Source organism: Pseudomonas sp. D1-1 (genome assembly GCF_051132225.1).
In the GTDB taxonomy this organism is placed as follows: domain Bacteria; phylum Pseudomonadota; class Gammaproteobacteria; order Pseudomonadales; family Pseudomonadaceae; genus Aquipseudomonas.
In genome coordinates, this window is the sequence record NZ_CP071676.1 from 3811484 (window position 1) to 3833388 (window position 21905).

The window sequence follows — 21905 nt, forward strand, 5'->3', positions numbered from 1 at the left end:
GACACTTATGCGTCCGGCGCAGCCTTGGCAGCCGGCTCACTGTTTTCGTAGATATACAGTGGTTTGGACTTGCCTTCTATGACGCTTTCGTCGATGACGACTTTACTCACCTCGGACTGCGAGGGGATTTCGTACATCGTATCGAGCAATACGCCTTCGAGAATCGAACGCAACCCACGGGCACCGGTTTTACGCTCCAGGGCACGCTTGGCGACGGATTTCAGCGCGTCGGAACGGAATTCGAGGTCTACGCCTTCCATTTCGAACAGCTTGGCATATTGCTTGGTCAGGGCGTTTTTCGGCTCGGTCAGAATCTGCATCAACGCAGCTTCATCCAGCTCGTCCAGTGTCGCCAGGACCGGCAGACGACCGACGAATTCCGGAATCAAGCCGAACTTGACCAGATCGTCAGGCTCGACTTCACGCAGGGATTCACCGACCTTCTTGCCCTCTTCCTTGCTGCGAACCTCGGCGTTGAAGCCGATGCCGCCGCGGGTGGAACGGTTCTGGATGACCTTTTCCAGGCCGGAGAACGCACCACCGCAGATGAACAGGATGTTACGTGTGTCGACCTGCAGGAATTCCTGCTGCGGGTGCTTGCGACCGCCTTGGGGCGGAACGGAAGCGACCGTGCCTTCGATCAACTTGAGCAACGCCTGCTGCACGCCCTCGCCGGAAACGTCCCGGGTGATGGACGGGTTGTCGGACTTGCGGGAAATCTTGTCGATTTCATCGATGTAGACAATGCCCATCTGGGCCTTTTCCACGTCGTAGTCGCACTTCTGCAGCAGTTTCTGAATGATGTTCTCGACGTCCTCACCCACATAACCCGCCTCGGTGAGGGTGGTTGCGTCGGCGATGGTGAACGGAACGTTCAGCAAACGGGCCAGGGTTTCGGCAAGCAGGGTCTTACCCGAGCCTGTCGGGCCGATCAGCAGGATGTTGCTCTTGCCGAGTTCGACTTCGTCATTCTTCTTGTCACGCTGGTTCAGGCGCTTGTAGTGGTTGTACACCGCTACGGCCAGTACCTTTTTCGCGCGCTCCTGACCGATTACATACTGGTCAAGGATGCCGCTGATTTCTTTGGGCGAAGGCAACTTATGCGCGCTGCTTTCGGCCTGGGCTTCCTGCACCTCCTCGCGGATGATGTCATTGCACAGGTCGACGCACTCGTCGCAAATGAAGACCGAGGGGCCGGCAATCAATTTGCGTACTTCATGCTGGCTTTTGCCACAGAAGGAGCAATAGAGCAGTTTGCCGTTGTCCTCGCCGTTGCGGGTGTCAGTCATTCGATCGATCCAAATCCGATAGGCTTGCAACACAAGATGAAGGCAATTGCGGGCTTTTTCAAGCCCGCAGATGATCGGACCTGCCGATCAACCTTATTTTGAGCTGCTTATTTTAAGCGGGGCGCTGGCTGATCACTTCATCGATCAGACCATATTCACGTGCGGCTTCAGCGCTCATGAAATTGTCGCGATTGGTATCGCGCTCGATTTCTTCAAGCGTGCGCCCGCTGTGCTTGGCCATCAACGTGTTGAGGCGCTCGCGGATGAAGAGGATTTCCTTGGCATGGATTTCGATATCAGATGCCTGGCCCTGGAAACCACCCAAAGGCTGGTGAATCATCACGCGGGAATTCGGCAGGCAGTAACGCTTGCCTTGGGCACCGGCCGTCAGCAAAAACGCACCCATGCTGCACGCCTGACCGATGCAGGTCGTCGAAACGTTAGGCTTGATGAACTGCATGGTGTCGTAGATCGACATTCCCGCCGTCACCGAACCGCCCGGGGAGTTGATATAGAGATGGATGTCCTTGTCCGGGTTTTCGGCTTCAAGGAACAGCAGTTGTGCACAGATCAGGTTGGCCATGTAGTCCTCTACCGGACCTACCAAAAAGATCACTCGCTCCTTGAGCAGACGCGAATAGATGTCATAGGCACGTTCGCCACGGGCGGACTGCTCGATAACCATAGGGACCAGGCCGCCTGCGGCCTGGATGTCAGAGCTCTGCTGATAAAAAGAATTGCGGGACATGTCTCGCAGTCACTCCCAAATAGTTATGTCTTGAATACGCATAAGCCAGCGCGAAGGCTGGCTTATGGTGTGTATTTCTTACCGCAGAACCATCAATCGGCTTGTGGAGCTTCCACCGGCTTGACCGCTTCTTCGTAAGAGACCGCTTTGTCGGTCACGCTAGCTTTCTGCAGAACAGTATCCACAACTTGCTCTTCCAGCACAACCGAACGGACTTCGTTCAGCTGCTGCTCGTTCTTGTAGTACCAGGACACTACCTGCTCAGGCTCTTGGTAAGCCGAGGCCATTTCCTGGATCAGCTCGCGAACGCGGGCTTCGTCAGGCTTGAGTTCGAACTGCTTGACCACTTCAGCGACGATCAGGCCCAGCACGACGCGGCGCTTGGCTTGCTCTTCGAAGAGTTCGGCCGGCAGTTGGTCAGGCTTGATGTTGCCACCGAACTGCTGAACGGCCTGCACGCGCAGACGGTTCACTTCGTTGTCCAGCAGAGCCTTCGGCACTTCGATCGGGTTGGAGGCCAGCAGACCGTCCATGACCTGGTTCTTGACCTTGGACTTGATGGCCTGACGCAGCTCGCGCTCCATGTTCTTGCGAACTTCGGCGCGGAAACCTTCCAGACCGGTTTCCTTGATACCGAACTGGGCGAAGAACTCTTCGTTCAGCTCAGGCAGCTTAGGCTCGGAAATGCTGTTGACGGTCACGGTGAATTCGGCGGCTTTGCCGGCCAGATCCAGGTTCTGATAGTCCTCTGGGAAGGTCACGTTCAGAACGCGCTCTTCGCCAGCCTTGGCGCCAACCAGGCCGTCTTCGAAGCCCGGGATCATGCGACCGGAGCCCAGCACCAGCTGGGTAGCCTTGGCGGAACCGCCAGCGAACACTTCACCGTCGACCTTGCCGACGAAATCGATGTTCAGCTGGTCTTCGTTCTGGGCGGCACGATCAGTGGCTTCGAAACGGGTGTTCTGCTTGCGCAGGATGTCGAGCATCTTGTCCAGGTCGGCATCCGAAACGTCAGCGCTCAGGCGCTCGACGGCAATGGACTCGAAACCGGCGACGATGAACTCGGGGAACACTTCAAAGGTGGCAACGAACTCGAGATCCTTGCCTTTCTCCAGCACTTTAGGCTCTACGGAAGGAGCGCCAGCCGGGTTCAGCTTCTGCTCGACCACCGCTTCGTAGAACGAAGACTGGATCACGTCGCCCACGGCTTCCTGGCGCGCATCAGCTTCGTAACGCTGACGGATCACGCTCATTGGCACTTTGCCTGGGCGGAAACCTGGGATTTTGGCCTTTTGGGCAGTCTGCTGCAGACGCTTGTTGACCTGAGTCTCGATACGCTCAGCTGGCACGGTGATGCTCATGCGGCGCTCAAGAGCAGAAGTATTTTCAACAGAAACTTGCATGGATATTCCTCGTTGCACAGACGTTGGCCGGGCGTTTCCGACCCCAGAATCAAGGGCATGCATTCTAGTAGGTCAAACTCAAGAAGTCACCCTACTGAAAACACGCAGGAAACAGACGCCGAATTTATAAGCAGGGCCATGGTTCATGCCCCGCCCGGTTTGCTAATACAGTCGATCACCGCCAAGGCTCTGCGCAGCACCTTCCTATATAGAAGCACCGCAACCGCGCGCTTGGCATGCGGCCTTTTATAAAAAGACCGACGGGCATGCCGAGTATCATCGCGAAACACAATCGCGAACACTGCCGCCGCGCGCCCGCCCCAAGGACCGACGCCGACACGTAACCGGTGAAAACAAAAACGGCGCAGCCCCTTCTCAGGTTCTGCGCCGTTCTCTGCTAATTAAATAGCGACTTGTATGGTGCGGACGGAGAGACTCGAACTCTCACACCTTGCGGCGCTGGAACCTAAATCCAGTGTGTCTACCAATTCCACCACATCCGCGTATCAAGCTTTTAAAGCAAAGGCGCCAGATTGTTAGATCTGGCGCCTTTCTAGAATATGGGGTGGACGATGGGGATCGAACCCACGACAACGGGAGTCACAATCCCGTGCTCTACCAACTGAGCTACGCCCACCATATTGCCTTGTAGCGTTACTTGTGCCAAAGCTGCCTAATTGGCGCACCCGGCAGGACTCGAACCTGCGACCATCCGCTTAGAAGGCGGATGCTCTATCCAGCTGAGCTACGGGCGCCTTTTTAATCTGTATTCTTGGACGATTACAAACTAAGTGCTTTCAGTTTTGCCGAGTTTAAACTACCAACTCCGCTCAACCTTCTTAACCAGTGCTAGGCTGTGCCCGACAAGTGCGACGAATGTTATAGACGGCCCGATAGGTCGTCAACTCTTTTTTAAAAAAAATTCATTTAATTAAAGGGGTTAGGGGAATTTGCAGACCAAGCGCCTTTGCCCTCACGCCTCGGCATGCGAGAATGCGATCTCTTTTTTTCCCCTCTCGATGGTTAACCACGCGCAATGACTGCACAACTTATCGACGGCAAATCGATCGCCGCCAGCCTGCGCCAGCAGATCGCCCAACGAGTCACCGAGCGCCGCCAGCAAGGCCTGCGCACGCCCGGCCTTGCGGTGATCCTGGTCGGCAGCGATCCTGCCTCTCAGGTTTATGTCTCGCACAAGCGTAAAGACTGTGAAGAGGTCGGCTTCCTTTCCCAGGCCTACGACCTGCCTTCCGAAACCACTCAGCAAGCGCTGGCCGATCTGATCGACCGCCTCAATGACGATCCGAACATCGATGGCGTGCTGCTCCAGCTACCGCTGCCCGAACACCTTGACGCCTCTAAACTGCTGGAGCGTATCCGCCCGGACAAGGACGTCGACGGTTTCCATCCTTATAACGTCGGTCGCCTCGCCCAACGCATCCCATTGCTGCGCCCGTGCACGCCCAAGGGCATCATGACCTTGCTGGAAAGCACTGGCGTGGATCTTTACGGGCTCGACGCCGTGGTCGTGGGCGCCTCCAACATCGTTGGCCGGCCGATGGCCATGGAATTGCTGCTCGCTGGCTGTACCGTCACCGTGACCCATCGCTTCACCAAGGACCTGGCGGGCCACGTCGGTCGGGCTGACCTGGTGGTGGTGGCCGCCGGCAAGCCGGGCCTGGTCAAAGGCGAATGGATCAAGGAAGGCGCCATCGTCATCGACGTCGGCATCAACCGCCAGGACGACGGCAAGCTGGTGGGCGATGTGGTCTACGAGACCGCCCTGCCCCGCGCCGGCTGGATCACGCCGGTACCCGGCGGCGTAGGACCGATGACCCGGGCCTGCCTGCTGGAAAACACCCTTTATGCGGCCGAGACGCTGCATAGCTGATTAGCCGTTTCAACTCAGCCACAAACCCTGTGGGAGCGAGCCTGCTCGCGATAGCTTGGGATCAGCCGACATCAATGCTGGCAGAGACACCGCTATCGCGAGCAGGCTCGCTCCCACAGTATTTTGTCATCTGATCCCTGATCGGCGGACGTTGGCCCGTGCAGCGCGCCCCCGAATCTGCCAGTTTACAAATTTTTCAGATCCGATTCGCCAGAATCGCCTTCATTAAACTTTATTTATTGATGCGCCCCGACGGCACAGGCATATAGCGCTGGCGTCGCCCATACTCCTAAAATGCGGCGCTTTTTCAACAAGCCGCTGCTCGACAGCACCTTCAACTCCATCGAGTCTACTCGCGTGAAAATCCGTCTTTCGATCCTCAGCCTGTTTTTCCTTTTCACGGGCACCTTCATCACGCAGAACATCAGCGCGCAGGAAACCATTGCCCCGCCACGAGACACTTCAAAACTGCAGGTCGCCTCCGGCAGTGCGATCCTGCTGGACCTGCAGACGGACAAGGTGGTCTATTCGAGCAATCCGGACGTCGTGGTGCCGATCGCATCGGTAACCAAGTTGATGACCGGCCTGATCGTGCTGGACGCCAGGCAGAACCTGGACGAATACATTTCCATGACCATCGCCAACACGCCGGAAATGAAAGGTGTGTTTTCCCGGGTCAAGCTCAACAGTGAACTGTCACGCCGGGACACGCTGCTGATCGCCCTGATGTCGTCGGAGAACCGCGCCGCCGCCAGCCTCGCCCATCATTATCCGGGCGGCTACGCGGCGTTCATTGCGGCGATGAACGCCAAGGCCAAGGCGCTGGGCATGTCCAGCACCCACTATGTCGAGCCCACCGGCCTGTCCATTCACAACGTCTCGACCGCCCGGGACCTGACCAAGCTGTTGATCGCCGCTCGCAAGTATCCATTGCTGAGCGAATTGAGTACCACCAAGGAAAAGACCGTGACGTTCCGCAAGCCGGTCTACAGCCTGGGCTTTCGCAACACCGATCATCTGGTCCACAAGGCCAACTGGGACATTCAGTTGACCAAGACCGGCTTCACCAACCAGGCCGGTCATTGCCTGGTGCTGGTGACAAAAATGGGTAATCGTCCGATGGCGCTGGTGATTCTCGACGCGTTCGGCAAATACACTCATTTTGCCGATGCCAGCCGTATTCGCAGCTGGGTCGAGACAGGCAAAAGCGCCAGTGTCCCTGCCGTGGCCTTGCAATACAAGGCCGCCAAGAACCTCAAGAGCCGCCAGAGTGGCGTGGTAGAAGCGTCAAAATAATTCGGCCAGGCGCAAACAGATAGCCCCGACTCGTCGGGGCTATTTTTGTCAGGGCTTAAGGTTACCCAGTGGGTCATAGGCTCTCGAGGAAGGTGGTTCCTCATCCTCCTCGTCCCGGGGCGCCTTGGCCGGCCCTACCGGGTCCACTTGCGGATCGTCGAGATCCGGCGAGTCCGGATCGAATCCCAAGTCATCATCACCGGATGAATGCTCGGAAGAATGCGGCCCTGAAGGTGTTTTCGACTGTGCCATGGTTGCCTCCTTGAATCATGGCCCGGAAATTCCAGGCCCTGACGTTAAGAACCCGAGGCATGCGAGGTCGTGCCCGAAAGCTGACGAACGGGGACGCGACTCAGCGTGCGGAGCCCAGCGCCTTGGTGGCCCGCGCGGCGGCCTGCTCCTGCCCCGCCCCGGCTAACTCGTCGGCGGCCTTCAACCAGCGCTGGGAGTCAACGTTGGCCGGAAGTTGCGTGGGCTGCTGTATCAACACCGCCCAACCGCCCGCGCCTTTGAACGCCGATTCGAATGCATCGAAACTCATCAACGACCGCCGGTTCATCCCCGACCGCAGCAGCACGGTACGTTTTTGTCGGTTGTAGCCAGCCAGGATCGCGTAGCGTGGCCCGGACCAGAACGCCGAACCCTCGGTGTAGCGCAACAGCACGGGATAACCCGCCGCCACCTGTTCGAGCAACGCCGCGAGCTCATGGTCGAGGGGATAGACGACCAGTCCGTATTCACGCGCCAAGGTTTGCAGACTCTGCTGCAAACGCGCCTCGCCACCGGGCAGGTGTAACGGTTTTTCCAGCAACCCGGGCGTGATGACCGTCCCTTGCAGAGTCAGCAGAGCCGCCAACGATTGCGGAGCGCCCTGATACATCTCGCCGCGAAAGAACGGCACGCTGTTGAGTTCGACCCGCTCGGGCAGACGCTTTATCTGCGGCGACACGCCCCCCGCGCACCCAACCAGGACAGCGGCACAGGTCAGCGCCACTACCAGTGATCGAAAAGATGAAATTACCGGCACCATTAATGACTCTCTTGTTCAGGCAGACCCGGCATCCGGGCCGGGCTTGGGCCGACGATCATAAAGTGCGCGCCCGCCTGGGTATAGCCACAAGCAAGAGTTTCACAACCGCGATAGAACGAACCGATCCGTCGCCACTGCCGGCGATCGACTGCTCGTAACACTCGAGCGGCTAGACTGTCCATTGTAATGAGTGCATTGCCCGAGTCCGGGCTGAAGGAGGCACAGATGAGCCTGACGACGACTATTCTGATGCTGATATTTGGCTGGCTGAGCGTAGCGACCGCCATGTTGTGGGGCGTAATGCGGATCGCCCGGCGCCATCATCACGCACCTCCCCCTCAAGCGAAACGGCCCCCCAAACCCGCCAGGCGCCACGCCACCGCACACTGACATTATCGCCGCGCATGAAAAAGCCGCCCGGGCCTTGGACCCGGGCGGCTTTTGTCTGCCTGGTATCAGGCTTTGTCGACGAGCGCTTTCTCCCTGGCGCGTCGGGACAACATGTTCAACACCTCGATCGCCGCCGAGAAGGCCATGGCCGCGTAGATATAGCCCTTGGGCACATGGGCACCGAAACCTTCGGCGATCAGGGTCATGCCAATCATGATCAGGAAGCCCAGGGCCAACATGACCACGGTGGGGTTGTCATTGATGAACTTCGCCAACGGCTCGGCGGCCAGCAGCATCACCAGCACCGAAACCACCACGGCGATGATCATGATCGGCAAGTGTTCGGTCATACCCACCGCGGTAATGATGCTGTCGATGGAAAACACCAGGTCGAGCATCAGGATCTGACCGATCGCAGCAGCGAACCCGAGGGTCACGCCCGATGTGGCCGACTTGGGATCGTTCGGCGCCGGGTCCATGCTGTGATGGATCTCGGTGGTCGCCTTCCACAACAGGAACAGGCCACCGGCGATGAGGATCATGTCCTTCCAGGAAAAGGCCTGGCCAAGGATTTCGATGACCGGTTCCGTCAACTGCACAATGAACGCGATGGTGCTCAGCAGGCCCAGGCGCAGGATCAGCGCCATGCCGATACCGATCCGCCGCGCCTTGGCGCGATGCTGTTCGGGCAGCTTGTTGGTCAAGATCGAAATGAAGATCAGGTTGTCGATGCCAAGCACGATTTCCATGACGACCAGGGTGGCCAAGGCAATCCAGGCGGTGGGGCTGGCGGCAAGCTGTAACAGATAATCCATGGGTCAGTCCTGACTCGATTTGACGGGGTTAGATGGTCTTGGTGGAGGATTCGGATTCTTCAGCGTCTTTCTCCGGCTCTTTTTTGGGGCTTATCAGCCCACCAGTAGCCTCGCTGATGGCCTGCTCGGCAGCTTTGTGAGTATCGTCGATTGCCTGCTTGGCCGTTTCGACTGCTTGTTCCTTAAGTTGCTGGGCCAACTGCTGGGCGCTCTTTTCCGCTTGTTCACAACCCACGAGCGCTATCGATGACAGCGACAGGAAGGCTGCAAGACCCAAGGATTTATACGTCATGGACAGTGCCTCTTTAGAAAATGGATGGAGCACAAAGATGGCTCACCGATGGCCCGGCATTCTAGAGAGGCAGATACTTCAGGAAAATTCGTATTTTCAGCGGCTATACTTCGGTATTTACGAATCGGCGAAAACCATGCTCAATTATCGACAGCTGCATTATTTCTGGGTGGTGGCAAAAACCGGCAGCATCGTGCGCGCCTGTGAGCAATTGAACCTGACCCCGCAAACCATCAGCGGGCAGATCTCCCTGTTCGAACAGACCTACAACATCAAATTGTTCCAGCGCGTCGGGCGCCAGTTGGAGCTGACAGAAGCCGGTCGCCAGACGTTGCCTTACGCCGAACACATGTTCCAACTCGGCGGCGAACTGGAATTGATATTGCGCGCCCAACCCAACGAGCAGCAGACACTGTTTCGGGTCGGGGTGGCGGATGTCGTGCCCAAGTCCATCGTCTATCGGCTGCTGGCCCCGACCATGGAACTGAGCGAGCCACTGCGTATCACCTGTCGCGAGGACAAGCTCGAACGGCTGCTGGCGGACCTGGCAATCCAACGCCTGGACCTGGTGATTTCCGACAGCCCGATGCCGACTCACCTGGATATCAAGGGCTACAGCCAGAAGCTTGGAGAATGCGGGATCAGCTTTTTTGCCACCGCCGCGCTGGCCGATCGTCATGGGCAGAATTTTCCCCATGGCCTGCATGACGCCCCGCTGCTGATCCCGGGACCGGAAACCGTCGTACGCAGCCGCCTGCAACGCTGGTTCGCCGAACAGCAGATCCAGCCGCGGATTGTCGGCGAGTTCGACGACAGCGCGTTGATGCAGGCATTCGGCCAGTCAGGCAGCGGGATTTTTATCGGTCCCAGCGTGATTGCCGAAGAGGTTAAGCGGCAATATGGGGTGCAGGTCATCGGCCAGACCGAGGCAGTGAGCGAGTCGTTCTACGCCATTTCCGTGGAACGCAAGGTCAGCCACCCTGGCATCGTCGCAATTGCCGAAGGGGCACGCCGCGAGCTGTTCAGCGCCTAGCAATCAGCGCAGGCATTGCGCGGCTTGAACGTCATCAGCAACAGCGCCAGCAGGATCGATACCAGGATGAATCCGGCCGCGGCGAAACCGACGCTGCCCAGGCCCAGCGTATCGATGACCCGACCGCCCACCAACGCCCCCAGGCCAATGCCCAGGTTGGCCCCGGCGATGTTCAGCGAAGCAGCAAACGCCGGCGCTTCAGGGGCCGCTTTCATCAGCCGCACATGGCTGACCAGGAACAGCGCCGCCTGGGTCACGCCCCAGATACCCATCGCGGCGGCCAACCCCAGCGTCGAATGAATGCTCGGCACCAGCGCCACCATGCCGCCGATCATGAACAGGCAGAACACCATTGAGGCGATCAGCGGATGCCGGTCTACCGCGCGACCACCCAGGGAGTTGCCGAGCAGGCCCACGGCCCCGAAGCCCATCAGGCACCAACCCACGAGCGTACCGTCGAACCCGGCCAGGCGTTCGAGGATATCTGCCAGATAGGTATAGGCGGTAAACATGCCGCTGAATACCAGGATCGACAGCAGCACATGCCCCTGCATCAGGGGGCTGCGCAGGATCTTGAATTGCGAGCGAAAGCTCACTTGATGCTGGTGCAGATTGGTTTTCGGCAGGTAGATAAACAGCAGCAGCGCCTTGGCAAACGCGATGACCGCCAGGATTGCAAAAGCGCTGCGCCAGCCGAATGCGTCGGAGATCAGGGTGCCGACCGGAATGCCGAATACCGTGGCGCAGACGATACCGAAGCCGATCCGCGCGATGGCTCGCCCGGCAAACTGCGGCCCGACGATGTCCACTGCGGTTTCACTGGCCAACGCCCAGAATACCGGCAGACCCAAAGCCGGGACCAACCGGGCAATGGCCATGACCCAGATGTTCGGCGCCAGCGCCGCCAAAGTGTTGGCCAGGCCGAACATCACCAGCACGCTGATAAACAGCCGACGCCGCTCGACACGGGCAAACCACGCGGTCAGGAACGGCCCGAACGCCGCGACAGTAAATGCGAACAAAGTCACCAGCAGTCCAGCCTGAGGGATGGTGACTTGCAGGTCCCGGGCGATGGCTGGCAACAGGCCGACAATGATGAATTCCGTGGTCAGCACCGTGAAGCCGGCGGCGGACAACAGGAAGATGGGCAACAGCATGCAGAACTCCAACAAAACGACGACACCAGCGTTAGCCCAAGGGCCCGCTGGAAAACAAATGAAGTGAGAGTGGCAAAGCCTAACAGATTGGGGCCGTTAGAAAAAAGCAGATAAACAGGCAGGTGACGGATCGTCACAGGTCCGTCAGATTTTTCGCCGGGCTGTGATAAAGTCCGCGGCCTGCAAATGCTCCACACTCTTTTCGGTCCCGATCATGTGGCCTGCCCGCTTGTTGCCCTGATTGACGGACCGTTGCACATAAAAAATCAGAGATACCGTCATGACTGCTGTGTCCTCTTCCCTTCTGCACCGCTTCAAACGCACCAGCCTGGTGACGCAAATTGTCATCGGCCTGATCGCCGGCATTGTCCTGGCGTGGCTGGCCCCTGACGTGGCGAAATCCACGGCGTTCATCGGCAAGGTCTTTGTGTCGGCGCTCAAGGCCGTGGCGCCGATCCTGGTGTTCGTGCTGGTCATGGCGTCGATCGCCAACCATAAGCACGGCCAGGAAACCCATATCCGCCCGATCCTCTTCCTTTATCTGCTGGGCACTTTCGCTGCGGCCGTGGTCGCGGTCATTGCCAGCACCCTCTTTCCCTCGAGCCTGGTGTTGAGCGCCCAGGACGTTGCCGTTACCGCGCCCGGCGGGATCAGTGAAGTGCTGCAGAGCCTGTTGCTCAGCGTGGTGGACAACCCCGTTCGAGCGCTGATGGACGGTAACTTCATTGGCATCCTGGCCTGGGCCATCGGCATGGGTATTGCCATTCGCCATGCCGGCGAAACCACGCGCACCGTACTCGAAGACTTGTCCAATGGCGTGACCGTGATTGTGCGGCTGGTCATCCGCTTCGCCCCGCTGGGTATTTTCGGCCTGGTAGCCTCGACCCTGGCCACCTCCGGCTTTGGTGCGCTGCTCGGTTACCTGCACCTGTTGACCGTGCTGATCGGCTGCATGCTGTTCGTGGCACTGGTGGTCAACCCGCTCATCGTGCTCTGGAAACTGCGTCGCAACCCCTTCCCGCTGGTGTTCACCTGCCTGCGTGAAAGCGGCATCACCGCGTTCTTCACGCGCAGCTCGGCGGCCAACATTCCCGTGAACCTGGAGCTGAGCAAGCGCCTCGGCCTGCACGAAGACACCTACTCGGTCTCGATCCCGCTGGGCGCCACCATCAACATGGCCGGGGCCGCCATTACGATCACCGTACTGACGCTGGCGGCCGTACATACCCTGGGCATCGTGGTGGATGTGCCCACGGCCGTGCTGCTCAGTGTCGTCGCCGCCATCTGCGCCTGCGGCGCGTCCGGGGTCGCCGGCGGTTCGCTGCTGTTGATTCCCCTGGCGTGCAGCCTGTTTGGCATCCCCAGCGAAATCGCCATGCAAGTGGTCGCGGTAGGGTTCATCATCGGCGTGCTGCAGGATTCAGCTGAAACCGCGCTCAACTCGTCCACGGATGTGCTGTTCACGGCGGCGGCTTGCCTGGGTGAAGAAGAGCGGGCGCGGCGTACTGCATAAACCGTGCGTCTTCATCGCGAGCAGGCTCGCTCCCACGAGGACCCTGCGCAATCATTGATTCCTGTGGGAGCGAGCCTGCTCGCGAAGCGGCGCAACAGGCGCTGATGACCTGACAGGCAGCCACAAAAAAGCCCGGAACGGCTCACACCGTCCCGGGCTTTTTCATGCTCTCGGGTTTAGAACGCGCCCATGTAATCGCGCTTGCCTACTTCCACGCCGTTGTGACGCAGCAGTGCATAAGTGGTGGTGACGTGGAAGAAGAATTGCGGCAGGCCGTAGGTCAGCAGGTAGGTTTGACCGCTGAAGCGTTTTTCCTTCGGGGTGCCCGGACGGGTGACAATTTCAATGCCTTCCTTGCCATCGATCTGCTCGGGGCTGATGCCGTCGATGAAGGCCAGCACCTTGGCGATCAGCGCTTGCAGCTCAGCGAAGGTGGTCTCGCTGTCGTCGTATTTCGGCACTTCGATCTCGGCCAGGCGCGCGGACACGCCCTTGGCGAAGTCGACGGCGATCTGCACCTGACGCACCAGCGGGAACATGTCCGGGAACAGGCGTGCTTGCAGGAAAGCGTTCGGATCGATGTTTTTCGCGGTGGCGTGGGCTTCGGCCTTGTTCAGCACATCACTCAGGGCGTTGAGCATCTGTTTGAAAACCGGGACGGAGGCGGCGTACAGGGAAATGGTCATGGCGATCTCATGCGGGTGGTAGGAGGAAACAAATCAAACGTCGGCGATTATAGCCACGGCTTGTTGCGCTCCTTGTCTTTTATTACGCAACGATTAGGCTAGGCGGCTTCCACGGCATAGGGAAACGCGCAATGAGCATCGAAGAACAAAGCCAGGCCGAAGAACCACGGCTCAACAGCACGGAAATCCGCATCCTTGGCGCCCTGATCGAAAAACAGGCCACCAACCCCGAGACCTACCCTCTCACCCTCAACGCGCTAGTGCTGGCCTGCAACCAGAAGACCAGTCGCGAACCGGTGACCAATCTCAGTCCGGGCCAGGTCGGCCAGAGCTTGCGGGCCCTGGAAGGCCGCGGTTTTACCCGGCTGGTCATGGGCAGCCGCGCCGACCGCTGGGAGCACCGGGTCGACAAGGCGCTGGAGTTGGTGCCGGCCCAGGTGATCCTGATGGGATTGCTGTTCCTGCGCGGCCCACAGACCGTCAATGAACTGCTGACCCGCAGCGGCCGCATGCATGATTTCGAAGACACCGAGCAGGTCGTGCATCAGCTTGAGCGCCTGATCGCCCGAGGCCTGGCGCTGCTGGTGCCGCGCCAGGCTGGCCAGCGTGAAGACCGCTACGTGCACGCCATGGGCGACCCCGCGGACATCGAGGCCATCCTCGCCGCTCGCCAGCACCCGATAGAACGCAGTGGCGCCGGCAGCGGCGTGTCACTGGAACGCCTTGAAGAGCTCGAAGCGCGGATCGCCGCGCTGGAGGAGCGTCTGGCGCGCCTGGAGTAATCAGGACCGGGCGAAAGCCACGGCCTTGTCGAATTGCTCCAGGTTGGGCCGCACGCCCGTGTACAGCACAAACTGCTCCAAGGCCTGGATCGCGATCACCTCCAGCCCGGTGATGACCCGCTTGCCTTCTGCCCGGGCCCGGACGATCAACGGCGTTTCCGATGGAATCGCCACCACGTCGAATACCGTCTCGGCTGCCACGAGGGCATCGGGCTCGAACGCCAGGTGGCCCGCTTCAGGACCGCCGGCCATGCCGATCGGCGTCACGTTGATCAGCATTTGTGGCCGGCGATCGCCCAGCTCGGCTTGCCATTCGTATCCCAGGGAGTCGGCCAGGGCTCGGCCGGTGGTTTCGTTGCGGGCGACGATCAGGCCATTTTTATAGCCGCCATTGCGCAAGGCACTGGCGACCGCCTTGGCCATGCCGCCGCTGCCACGCAGGGCGAAAGTCGAATCCTTGGGTACGGCGTGGGTCTGCAGCAATTGGGCGACGGCAATATAGTCGGTGTTGTAGGCCTTCAAATGGCCGTCAGTGTTGACGATGGTGTTAATCGACTGGATCGCGGCGGCGGAAGGGTCCAACTCATCGACCAGGGCGATGCAGGCCTCCTTGAACGGCATCGACACGCCACACCCACGGATGCCCAGGGCGCGAATTCCGCGCACCGCACCCGGCAGGTCGCGACTGCTGAACGCCTTGTAGTAGAAATTCAGGCCCAGTTGTTCATAGAGGTGATTATGAAAGCGCAGGCCGAAGTTGCCCGGGCGCCCCGATAGTGACATGCACAGCTGGGTATCTTTGTTGGGGTTCATCTGCATGCTCGTCTCCTTGAAACACTTTCGGATAAACGCGATCGCCGTACCGACCGGTCCTGTTCGATGCTCAGACCTCGGGCGCAGCGCAGCGACTCGCCATCCGCTGTAAAAAAATCAGCCACAGACCTTACACAATATTTACCCAACGGCGGTGCAAATCCTGGGAAAATCGCTGTCAGAGCAAGTATCCCCGCGCCCCTAATCGGGTCTGTCGCAGGCCACAGGCGCCGGGGCCGGAACGAGGAATCGCCATGAAACGCAAACTTCCCATTATCGCCCTGCTCGTGGGGGCACTCGCGGCCACCGGCCAGGCATCCGCCCATGGTCGCGGTGGTTGGGAGGGTCCCGCGGTGTTTGGTGCAATCGTCGGCTCGGCCATTGTCGGCTCCGCGCTCATCAGCCGCGACCGACCGGTTTATGTCCAGCAACCGGTGTATGTCCAGCCACAACCGGTCTACGTGCAACAACCTGTCTATGTGCAGCAACCGCCACCGGTCTATTACGCGCCGCAACCGGTATACATCGAGCGCCCTGTCTACTATCGCCCGGCGCCGGTGTATTACGGGCCACCACGGGGCTTTTACGATGGCCCGCCGCGCGGCCATTACGGTCGCTGGTAGTCCGTTCAGGGGTCATAAAAAAGCAGCCGGTGATCGATGATCACCGGCTGCTTTTGTTTTCACTCCTCTGCGATCGCCAGATCAGACGTGCTCGCTGCTCTTCAGCCGCACCGGGCCGTGCTCTCCCGGCGAGTGGGCGGGTTCCGCCACCACTGGAATCTCGTTGCCGTCGCAGTCATGCAATTTTCCGTCGCTGAAATAATCGCCTTCACGCAATGCAGCCAGGTCCTGGTAGCGCAGCACCCGCTCGGTACCGGCGGCAAAAACTGACTGCTGGTCGGAGTTGCCGGTGGTGAAATGGTTGAACGCCAGGTTCAGGATAATTGCCATGATTGCCGAAGAACTGATCCCCGAATGGAAGATCGTCGCGAACCAGCTGGGGAAATGGTCGTAGAAGTTCGGTGCGGCGATCGGGATCATGCCGAAGCCAATGGAAGTGGCGACGATGATCAGGTTGACATTGTTGCGGTAGTCAACCTTCGACAGGGTTCGGATACCACTGGCGGCAACCGTACCGAACAGCACGATACCAGCACCACCGAGCACCGAGGTCGGCACGGCGGCGATCACCCGCCCCATGAACGGCAGCAGCCCGAGCACCACCAGGAATATCCCGCCAGTTGCCACGACAAAACGGCTCTTGATACCGGTCACCGCCACCAGCCCGACGTTCTGGGCAAAGGCACTCTGGGTGAAGGAGCCAAAGATCGGGGCGATCATGCTCGACAGCATATCGGCTCGCAGACCATTGCCCAGACGGCGGGAATCGACCTTGGTGTCGATGATTTCCCCCACCGCCAGGATGTCAGCGGAGGTTTCCACCAGCGTCACCATGATCACGATGCACATCGACAGGATCGCCGCGATATGGAAAGTCGGCATGCCGAAGTGGAACGGCGTTGGAAACCCGAACATCGGGCCTTCACTGACGGACGAAAAATCCGCCATGCCGAGGAATACCGCGATGACGGTGCCGATGACCATCGCCAGCAGGATCGACAGGCGTGAAATCGTCGCACTACCCATTTTGCTCAGTACCAGCACCAGTACCAGGGTCAGCGCAGCCAGGCCGATGTTCGCCATGCTGCCGAAATCCGCGGCGTGGCTGTTGCCGCCCATGGCCCAGCGCGCCGCCACCGGCATCAGCGTCAGGCCTATGGTGGTGATGACGATGCCGGTGACCAGCGGCGGGAAGAACCGGGTAATGCGCGAGAATACTGGAGTGATCAACAAGCCGATCAGGGACGCCGCGATTACCGCACCAAGGATGGCCTGGAAGCCCCCTTCCCCGCCGGTTCCAACGATCGCCACCATGGTCGCGACGCCGGAGAACGAAACGCCCTGCACCAGCGGCAACTGGCAGCCAAAGAACGGCAAGCCAAGCGTTTGCAGCAACGTCGCCAGCCCTCCCGCGAACAATGACGCGGCGATCAGCAGACCGATGTCCGCCGGCGACAAGCCGGCCGCCTGGCCGATGATCAAGGGCACCGCGACGATGCCGCCGTACATGGTCAACACATGTTGTAGGCCGTAAGCCATATTCGCGCCGACGCCAAGGTTTTCGTCCTCGGGCCGTGGGAGTGAAACATGGGGCGTTTTCATGGTTCGGGGGTTCCCTGTTTTTTGTTATGCGCACACTGTATTCAAAATTCAGGACAAATGTCCATAGAGTTGTATACAACTTGTTGCGCACTGATTACGGACAAGGTTGCAAATCCCGAACCAGATTGCATTCAACTTCGCGCTATCAGCCCTTCCAGCGCCGGCCGCAGCAGTTCCCGTGGCGGCACCCGCAGCCCGAACTCCGTCTCCAGCAGGTCGATCAACTCGTCGACGTCCATGATTGTGCGTCGCTCACTTTCCTGCCCGATCTGGTGCACGGCATAGCTGTTGCCGTTGAGGGTCTTGCGCAAACCGTCACCCGTGCGGGCGACCATCAACCGGTCCTTGAACGGGGAATCCGGATGACTGCAGACGTACCAATTGCCGACGATGTAATCGATCTCTTCCTGGCGCTGCAGGTCGAACAGGTACATCGGCCGCCATTCGCCCCCTATGTTGGCGCGCAGCATGTAGCCGTCTTCAGTGGTCTCGATGCGGTATGGCTCGTGAGGAGTGGCCTGGACCTCGCGACTGTCCAGCAACAGTGGCGCGGTCGGCACCATGCCACCGAAGCCGACGTCGGTTACATAGCGCACGCCGTCAAGCGTCACCAGGCTCAAGCGATGGGTGCGTGCGGTCCAGGCGCCTTCAGGTGCGTTCATCACTACTCGCCCGGTAATGCCGCGGGCCTCGAAGCCCAGGTCCTGCAAAAGGGCCAGGAATAGCTGATTGAGCTCGTAGCAATAACCGCCGCGCCCTTGCTCGAAGATTTTTCGTTCCACCGACTCAAGGTCGATCGGCACCGGCTGCCCCAGCAGCGTCGCAAGGGTTTCGAAAGGGAACTCGGCCGTATGACGCCACTGCAACTGGCGCAACGAATCGAGCGTCGGGGGTGGTGCCGTGTCGAAGCCCAGGCGCCGCAGATAACGAGCGCAATCACTCAGTCGAGGTGGGTTCATGGGGTGTCCTTTCCTGTTCAGGTGCAGGGCTTGTGCAGGCACCCCGCCGTTTGGCACAGGTATAAGGCATTTCCCTTGGGTGGACAATGATCCGGCGGCTTCAACGGCGCTTGCGCGAAGACAGACGAATCCAGGTCGGGGCATGGTCGCTGGGGTGTGGCTGGTTTCTGACCCAGGCATCCACCCCCGCCTCGCTCAGGTAGGCACTGGCGACGGGGTTGAGCAACAGGTGGTCGATACGTAGCCCGGAGTTTTTTTGCCAGTGCTGGCGGAAATAGTCCCAGAACGTATAGATCCGTTCCTCCGGGTAGAGATGACGCAACGCATCCGTCCAGCCCTGGTCCAGCAGGCGCTGGTATCGCTCGCGGCTTTCCGGCTGCAACAGGGCATCCTTGAGCCAGGAGCGTGGGTTGTAGATGTCGAAGTCGGTGGGCACGACATTGTAGTCGCCCGCCAGCACCACCGGGTGATCGCTGGCTTGTAGTCCCTGGGCATAATCGATCAGCCGCTCGAACCATGCCAGCTTGTAGTCGAACTTCGGACCCGGCTGCGGATTGCCGTTGGGCAGATAAAGGCAACCTACCAGGACGCCATGCACGGCTGCCTCGATATACCGACTGTGATTGTCTTCCTCTCCGCCCGGCAGGCCGCGCCGACTTTCCAGCGGTTGCGCATCGCGGGCCAGGATCGCGACGCCATTCCAGGAAGCCTGGCCGTGCCAGATCGACCCGTACCCGGCCGACTCAAGCTCCGCCGCCGGGAAATCCTTATCGGCAGCCTTCAACTCCTGCAAGCAGGCGATGTCGGGTTTCTCCCGCTCCAGCCACTCCAGCAGGTTGGGCAGCCGAGCCCGGATACCGTTGATATTGAAGGTCGCGATTCGCAGCTTTTTCATGGGCAGGCAACTCGAAAAACCAAAGTACTAGCTGTGACCGATGACAAGCCGCGGAGGTTGCAACAACCGCTCAGGAGCCGGTTTTCGACAGGGGCGGGGCGCTCTCCAGCAGATGCGCGAACGCCTGCTTGTCGATGGGGCGGCTGAGAAAATAGCCTTGCACCTCGTGGCATTCATCCGAACCCAGCGTGCCCAGTTGGGCCAGGGTTTCGACACCTTCGGCGGTGACCGTCAGGCCCATGGCCTTGCCCAGGTTGATGATCGCCTGGACCACGGCGCGGTCGTTGCTGCTGTTGCTCATGGAGGCGATGAAGCGCTTGTCGATCTTGATGCCATCAAACGGATAGGTGCGCAAATAACCGAGCGACGAATAGCCGGTACCAAAATCGTCCATGTTCAGGCGCACCCCCAGTTCCTTGAGCGCATTCATGACCTGGAGCGCACCGTCCACATCGTTCAGCATGACGTTCTCGGTGATTTCCAGCTCCAGGCGACTCGCCGGGAAGTGGGTTTCGATCAATACCTGGCGCACGTCCTCGACCACATCGCTGCGTTCGAATTGCGCAGGCGAGAGGTTGACCGAGACCATCAGCTCGCCCGGCCAGGTCAACGCGGTTTCGCAGGCCTCGCGTAACACCCAACGCCCAAGCGGGACAATCAGGTCGGTTTGCTCGGCCAGCGGGATAAACGCGTCGGGCCCCAGCAAGCCTTGGGTCGGATGTTGCCAACGGACCAGCGCCTCGACAGCGACGATGGTCTTGCCATCCACGGTATAGCGAGGCTGAAAATGCAGGACGAACTCATTTTTCTTCAATGCCTGGCGAAGGTCGCTTTCCAGCTGGCGACGATGCTGGATCTGATCGTTCATGTGCGAGGCGAAGTAGCACCAGGTCTTCTTGCCCTCGGATTTGGCCTGGTACAGGGCGATGTCGGCACAACGGATCAACTCGCCCGGCACATAACCTTGGCGCCGGCTTACGGCAATGCCGATGCTGGCGCCAATGTGCAACGAATGGGTCTCGTAATGGATCGGTTGCTGCAGGCTGTCGATCAGCCGTGCACAAAACCGGTCGATTTCAGTGGAGTGCTCCACTCCGCTGAGCACCACCACGAACTCATCCCCACCCAGGCGCGCCACCAGATCGTGCTCTCGGGTGCAGTCGCGCAGGCGCTGGGCCACTTCCAGCAGCACCGCATCGCCAGCCGGGTGGCCCAGTGAATCGTTGATCGGCTTGAAGTTATCCAGATCCACCATCAGCAAGGCCAGCGGTACGGAATGCTCCTTGGCAAGCAATGCATCGTCCAGGTGCCGGGCCAACTTGTTTCGATTCGGCAGGCCGGTCAGCGCATCGTGCATCGACAGATGCTGGACCTGGGCGTGGGCGGCAACTTCATCGGTGATGTCGCTGGCGGTGCCGCGATAGCCCGTTACCAAGGCCTTGTCATAGATCGGCCGCGCCGATACCCGACAAAATCGCAACTGTCCGGAATGGTCGCGGTAGGAACACCGCAGGTTGCTGGCATTCTGTTCTTCGACCAGTTTGCCCAGCCACAAGGCAATCGGCGTGGTGTCGCAATACAGCAACTGTTCGATGTCCTGTCCCAGCCATTGCTGATCGGAAAAACCGGTAACGGTGTTGAAGCGCCCCGACAGATAGGTGATGCGCTGCTGGCTGTCGATTTCCCATATCCAGTCCGACGCCGCCTCCGCCACGGCACGGAAGCGCTCTTCGCTCGCCTGGAGCGCCTGCTTTGAGGTTTCCAGGCTGTCGTAGCTGGCGTCCACCTGTCGAGCGGTACGCATGGCATAGCGGAAAAAATAAGCGGTGAGCAACGCCAGGATCAGCAACGCCCCGCCCAATGGCGGAACCAGGGACCACAACAATTGGTGGCCTGGCCGCTCCAGTCGGGATACCAGGCTGTAACCGGTGCTATCCAGCGGTACGGCTGGCTGACCGGGCGCCAGCGCCGTATCTTTCACCAGGTTCAACTCGTTCAGGCCGTAGCTCTTGCCTACCTTGCGAAGCTTGACCGGCGTCAGCTGGTCGACAAAAAGCAGCACCGACGTCCCCTTGGCCTCGACCTGAGGACGTTCGTCGTTGGGCAGGATCACCGAAGCCGTGACGATGGCCGGCCAGCCGTCGAACAAGGTGTAGCGGATCATGGGCCTGGTCAGGTCCGGTTGCGCCTGGAGCTGATCGACAAGGTCCCTCAGCGGTGTATCGATGTAGGCTGTCGCCTCTGCCTGGACATTTTGTCCCCGCACCACCGCATATTTGGTGCGTTCACGGTCGATGACGAACACCCCTTCGTATTCATCGTTGGTGAACAGGGTCTTGCCGATGTTCTGTTCGGCATAGGCCCATTGCACATCGACCTCGCCGTTAAGACGCTCATAGCCGGTGGTCCAGTAGGCGTAACTGGCCATGTAGTTTTTCGACGCGGTGATGCGATTCTCGAGCGCGCGCTCGATGTAGAAGTGGGTCTTGCCCACGTCGTCCGCGTCCAGCTTTTGCGCAATGTTGAACAGCGCGGCGACAGCCATCAGGACACCCATTACGAACAGCACGCCGACCGCCACCACCAGGCGACGGGTAATCGGCGTGTGACGCGTGACGTCAGGGGGGATATCGGCAGCGGTGTCCATTGACCTGCTCCTGTCCTTCGGCGTTGGCTTCGCCGTGCAAA

At 59.7% G+C, this 21905-nt stretch carries 20 protein-coding genes and 3 tRNA genes; 6 read left to right on the forward strand and 17 right to left on the reverse strand.

Features of this window, described 5'->3' with window-relative positions; all coding sequences use genetic code 11:
- Positions 1-5: 5 nt before the first annotated feature.
- The 6 genes from clpX to J3P86_RS17090 all read right to left on the reverse strand — a co-directional run bounded on the left by clpX (position 6) and on the right by J3P86_RS17090 (position 4195).
- Positions 6-1289 carry an ATP-dependent Clp protease ATP-binding subunit ClpX gene (gene clpX, locus J3P86_RS17065; RefSeq protein ID WP_024778305.1) on the reverse strand — a complete coding sequence of 428 codons (1284 nt, stop codon included), beginning with the start codon at positions 1287-1289 and terminating at the stop codon, positions 6-8.
- Positions 1290-1401: 112 nt separating this feature from the next.
- Entirely contained in the window at positions 1402-2037 is a 636-nt protein-coding gene (gene clpP / locus J3P86_RS17070) for an ATP-dependent Clp endopeptidase proteolytic subunit ClpP (protein WP_030140021.1), read from the reverse strand.
- 92 nt (positions 2038-2129) lie between these two features.
- Complete coding sequence (gene tig, locus J3P86_RS17075; protein ID WP_434698489.1) at positions 2130-3440, reverse strand: trigger factor; 1311 nt, start codon at positions 3438-3440, stop codon at positions 2130-2132.
- Between the two features lie 418 nt (positions 3441-3858).
- Positions 3859-3943: transfer RNA gene (locus tag J3P86_RS17080), tRNA-Leu, on the reverse strand.
- Between the two features lie 58 nt (positions 3944-4001).
- Positions 4002-4077: transfer RNA gene (locus tag J3P86_RS17085), tRNA-His, on the reverse strand.
- A gap of 41 nt (positions 4078-4118) precedes the next feature.
- A tRNA-Arg gene (locus tag J3P86_RS17090) sits at positions 4119-4195 on the reverse strand.
- A gap of 281 nt (positions 4196-4476) precedes the next feature.
- Between J3P86_RS17090 and folD the strand changes: the two genes are divergently transcribed.
- Together folD and pbpG are read left to right on the forward strand one after the other, a co-directional pair.
- A complete protein-coding gene (gene folD / locus J3P86_RS17095; RefSeq protein ID WP_039589132.1) occupies positions 4477-5331 on the forward strand; it encodes a bifunctional methylenetetrahydrofolate dehydrogenase/methenyltetrahydrofolate cyclohydrolase FolD in 855 nt (284 codons plus the stop codon).
- A 357-nt stretch (positions 5332-5688) separates the two neighbouring features.
- Positions 5689-6627, forward strand: a complete 939-nt coding sequence (gene pbpG / locus J3P86_RS17100) for a D-alanyl-D-alanine endopeptidase (protein WP_434631265.1) — start codon at positions 5689-5691, stop codon at positions 6625-6627.
- A gap of 48 nt (positions 6628-6675) precedes the next feature.
- Here pbpG and J3P86_RS17105 read toward each other — a convergent pair whose 3' ends face one another.
- From J3P86_RS17105 to J3P86_RS17120, 4 genes are all read right to left on the reverse strand, one after another.
- Positions 6676-6879 carry a DUF6021 family protein gene (locus J3P86_RS17105; protein ID WP_305500075.1) on the reverse strand — a complete coding sequence of 68 codons (204 nt, stop codon included), beginning with the start codon at positions 6877-6879 and terminating at the stop codon, positions 6676-6678.
- 100 nt (positions 6880-6979) lie between these two features.
- Positions 6980-7657 (reverse strand): peptidase C39 family protein, encoded by a 678-nt coding sequence (locus tag J3P86_RS17110; protein WP_434629945.1) that lies wholly within the window; start codon positions 7655-7657, stop codon positions 6980-6982.
- A gap of 455 nt (positions 7658-8112) precedes the next feature.
- Positions 8113-8862 carry a TerC family protein gene (locus tag J3P86_RS17115; protein ID WP_434573180.1) on the reverse strand — a complete coding sequence of 250 codons (750 nt, stop codon included), beginning with the start codon at positions 8860-8862 and terminating at the stop codon, positions 8113-8115.
- A 28-nt stretch (positions 8863-8890) separates the two neighbouring features.
- Positions 8891-9154: a hypothetical protein gene (locus tag J3P86_RS17120; RefSeq protein ID WP_305500071.1), complete on the reverse strand. Its 264-nt coding sequence runs from the start codon at positions 9152-9154 to the stop codon at positions 8891-8893.
- Between the two features lie 136 nt (positions 9155-9290).
- Between J3P86_RS17120 and nhaR the strand changes: the two genes are divergently transcribed.
- Positions 9291-10187: a transcriptional activator NhaR gene (nhaR, locus tag J3P86_RS17125; protein ID WP_434629942.1), complete on the forward strand. Its 897-nt coding sequence runs from the start codon at positions 9291-9293 to the stop codon at positions 10185-10187.
- Here nhaR and J3P86_RS17130 read toward each other — a convergent pair.
- Positions 10184-11344 carry an MFS transporter gene (locus J3P86_RS17130; protein ID WP_305500068.1) on the reverse strand — a complete coding sequence of 387 codons (1161 nt, stop codon included), beginning with the start codon at positions 11342-11344 and terminating at the stop codon, positions 10184-10186. The genes nhaR and J3P86_RS17130 overlap by 4 nt on opposite strands.
- Positions 11345-11624: 280 nt before the next feature.
- On the opposite strand from J3P86_RS17130, the gene sstT reads away from it, so the two are divergent.
- Positions 11625-12857, forward strand: a complete 1233-nt coding sequence (gene sstT, locus J3P86_RS17135) for a serine/threonine transporter SstT (protein WP_434601272.1) — start codon at positions 11625-11627, stop codon at positions 12855-12857.
- Positions 12858-13033: 176 nt separating this feature from the next.
- On the opposite strand, the gene J3P86_RS17140 is transcribed toward sstT, so the two are convergent.
- On the reverse strand, positions 13034-13543 hold the full coding sequence (locus tag J3P86_RS17140) for a DUF1993 domain-containing protein (RefSeq protein ID WP_434573173.1): 510 nt from the start codon (positions 13541-13543) through the stop codon (positions 13034-13036).
- Positions 13544-13674: 131 nt separating this feature from the next.
- On the opposite strand from J3P86_RS17140, the gene J3P86_RS17145 reads away from it, so the two are divergent.
- Positions 13675-14325: a YceH family protein gene (locus tag J3P86_RS17145; RefSeq protein WP_434629940.1), complete on the forward strand. Its 651-nt coding sequence runs from the start codon at positions 13675-13677 to the stop codon at positions 14323-14325.
- On the opposite strand, the gene J3P86_RS17150 is transcribed toward J3P86_RS17145, so the two are convergent.
- Positions 14326-15144 (reverse strand): shikimate 5-dehydrogenase, encoded by an 819-nt coding sequence (locus J3P86_RS17150; RefSeq protein ID WP_434698490.1) that lies wholly within the window; start codon positions 15142-15144, stop codon positions 14326-14328.
- 248 nt (positions 15145-15392) lie between these two features.
- On the opposite strand from J3P86_RS17150, the gene J3P86_RS17155 reads away from it, so the two are divergent.
- Entirely contained in the window at positions 15393-15761 is a 369-nt protein-coding gene (locus J3P86_RS17155; RefSeq protein ID WP_434698491.1) for a hypothetical protein, read from the forward strand.
- A gap of 81 nt (positions 15762-15842) precedes the next feature.
- Here J3P86_RS17155 and J3P86_RS17160 read toward each other — a convergent pair whose 3' ends face one another.
- From J3P86_RS17160 to J3P86_RS17175, 4 genes are all read right to left on the reverse strand, one after another.
- Positions 15843-17363, reverse strand: a complete 1521-nt coding sequence (locus tag J3P86_RS17160; protein WP_434629935.1) for a nucleobase:cation symporter-2 family protein — start codon at positions 17361-17363, stop codon at positions 15843-15845.
- A 131-nt stretch (positions 17364-17494) separates the two neighbouring features.
- Positions 17495-18322, reverse strand: coding sequence for an arylamine N-acetyltransferase family protein (locus J3P86_RS17165; protein ID WP_434698492.1), 828 nt, complete (start codon positions 18320-18322; stop codon positions 17495-17497).
- Between the two features lie 100 nt (positions 18323-18422).
- A complete protein-coding gene (xth, locus tag J3P86_RS17170; RefSeq protein ID WP_434698493.1) occupies positions 18423-19217 on the reverse strand; it encodes an exodeoxyribonuclease III in 795 nt (264 codons plus the stop codon).
- A 70-nt stretch (positions 19218-19287) separates the two neighbouring features.
- A complete protein-coding gene (locus tag J3P86_RS17175) occupies positions 19288-21864 on the reverse strand; it encodes a bifunctional diguanylate cyclase/phosphodiesterase (RefSeq protein ID WP_434698494.1) in 2577 nt (858 codons plus the stop codon).
- Between the last annotated feature and the right edge of the window lie 41 nt (positions 21865-21905).

Coding starts and splice junctions, on each gene's coding strand:
- J3P86_RS17140 (WP_434573173.1), bottom strand. CDS start 13,543: ATGACCATTTCCCTGTACGCCGCCTCCGTCCCGGTTTTCAAACAGATG.
- tig (WP_434698489.1), bottom strand. CDS start 3,440: ATGCAAGTTTCTGTTGAAAATACTTCTGCTCTTGAGCGCCGCATGAGC.
- J3P86_RS17165 (WP_434698492.1), bottom strand. CDS start 18,322: ATGAACCCACCTCGACTGAGTGATTGCGCTCGTTATCTGCGGCGCCTG.
- nhaR (WP_434629942.1), top strand. CDS start 9,291: ATGCTCAATTATCGACAGCTGCATTATTTCTGGGTGGTGGCAAAAACC.
- sstT (WP_434601272.1), top strand. CDS start 11,625: ATGACTGCTGTGTCCTCTTCCCTTCTGCACCGCTTCAAACGCACCAGC.
- J3P86_RS17150 (WP_434698490.1), bottom strand. CDS start 15,144: ATGCAGATGAACCCCAACAAAGATACCCAGCTGTGCATGTCACTATCG.
- J3P86_RS17160 (WP_434629935.1), bottom strand. CDS start 17,363: ATGAAAACGCCCCATGTTTCACTCCCACGGCCCGAGGACGAAAACCTT.
- J3P86_RS17105 (WP_305500075.1), bottom strand. CDS start 6,879: ATGGCACAGTCGAAAACACCTTCAGGGCCGCATTCTTCCGAGCATTCA.
- J3P86_RS17120 (WP_305500071.1), bottom strand. CDS start 9,154: ATGACGTATAAATCCTTGGGTCTTGCAGCCTTCCTGTCGCTGTCATCG.
- J3P86_RS17155 (WP_434698491.1), top strand. CDS start 15,393: ATGAAACGCAAACTTCCCATTATCGCCCTGCTCGTGGGGGCACTCGCG.
- J3P86_RS17110 (WP_434629945.1), bottom strand. CDS start 7,657: ATGGTGCCGGTAATTTCATCTTTTCGATCACTGGTAGTGGCGCTGACC.
- J3P86_RS17145 (WP_434629940.1), top strand. CDS start 13,675: ATGAGCATCGAAGAACAAAGCCAGGCCGAAGAACCACGGCTCAACAGC.
- folD (WP_039589132.1), top strand. CDS start 4,477: ATGACTGCACAACTTATCGACGGCAAATCGATCGCCGCCAGCCTGCGC.
- clpX (WP_024778305.1), bottom strand. CDS start 1,289: ATGACTGACACCCGCAACGGCGAGGACAACGGCAAACTGCTCTATTGC.
- clpP (WP_030140021.1), bottom strand. CDS start 2,037: ATGTCCCGCAATTCTTTTTATCAGCAGAGCTCTGACATCCAGGCCGCA.
- J3P86_RS17175 (WP_434698494.1), bottom strand. CDS start 21,864: ATGGACACCGCTGCCGATATCCCCCCTGACGTCACGCGTCACACGCCG.
- J3P86_RS17115 (WP_434573180.1), bottom strand. CDS start 8,862: ATGGATTATCTGTTACAGCTTGCCGCCAGCCCCACCGCCTGGATTGCC.
- xth (WP_434698493.1), bottom strand. CDS start 19,217: ATGAAAAAGCTGCGAATCGCGACCTTCAATATCAACGGTATCCGGGCT.
- J3P86_RS17130 (WP_305500068.1), bottom strand. CDS start 11,344: ATGCTGTTGCCCATCTTCCTGTTGTCCGCCGCCGGCTTCACGGTGCTG.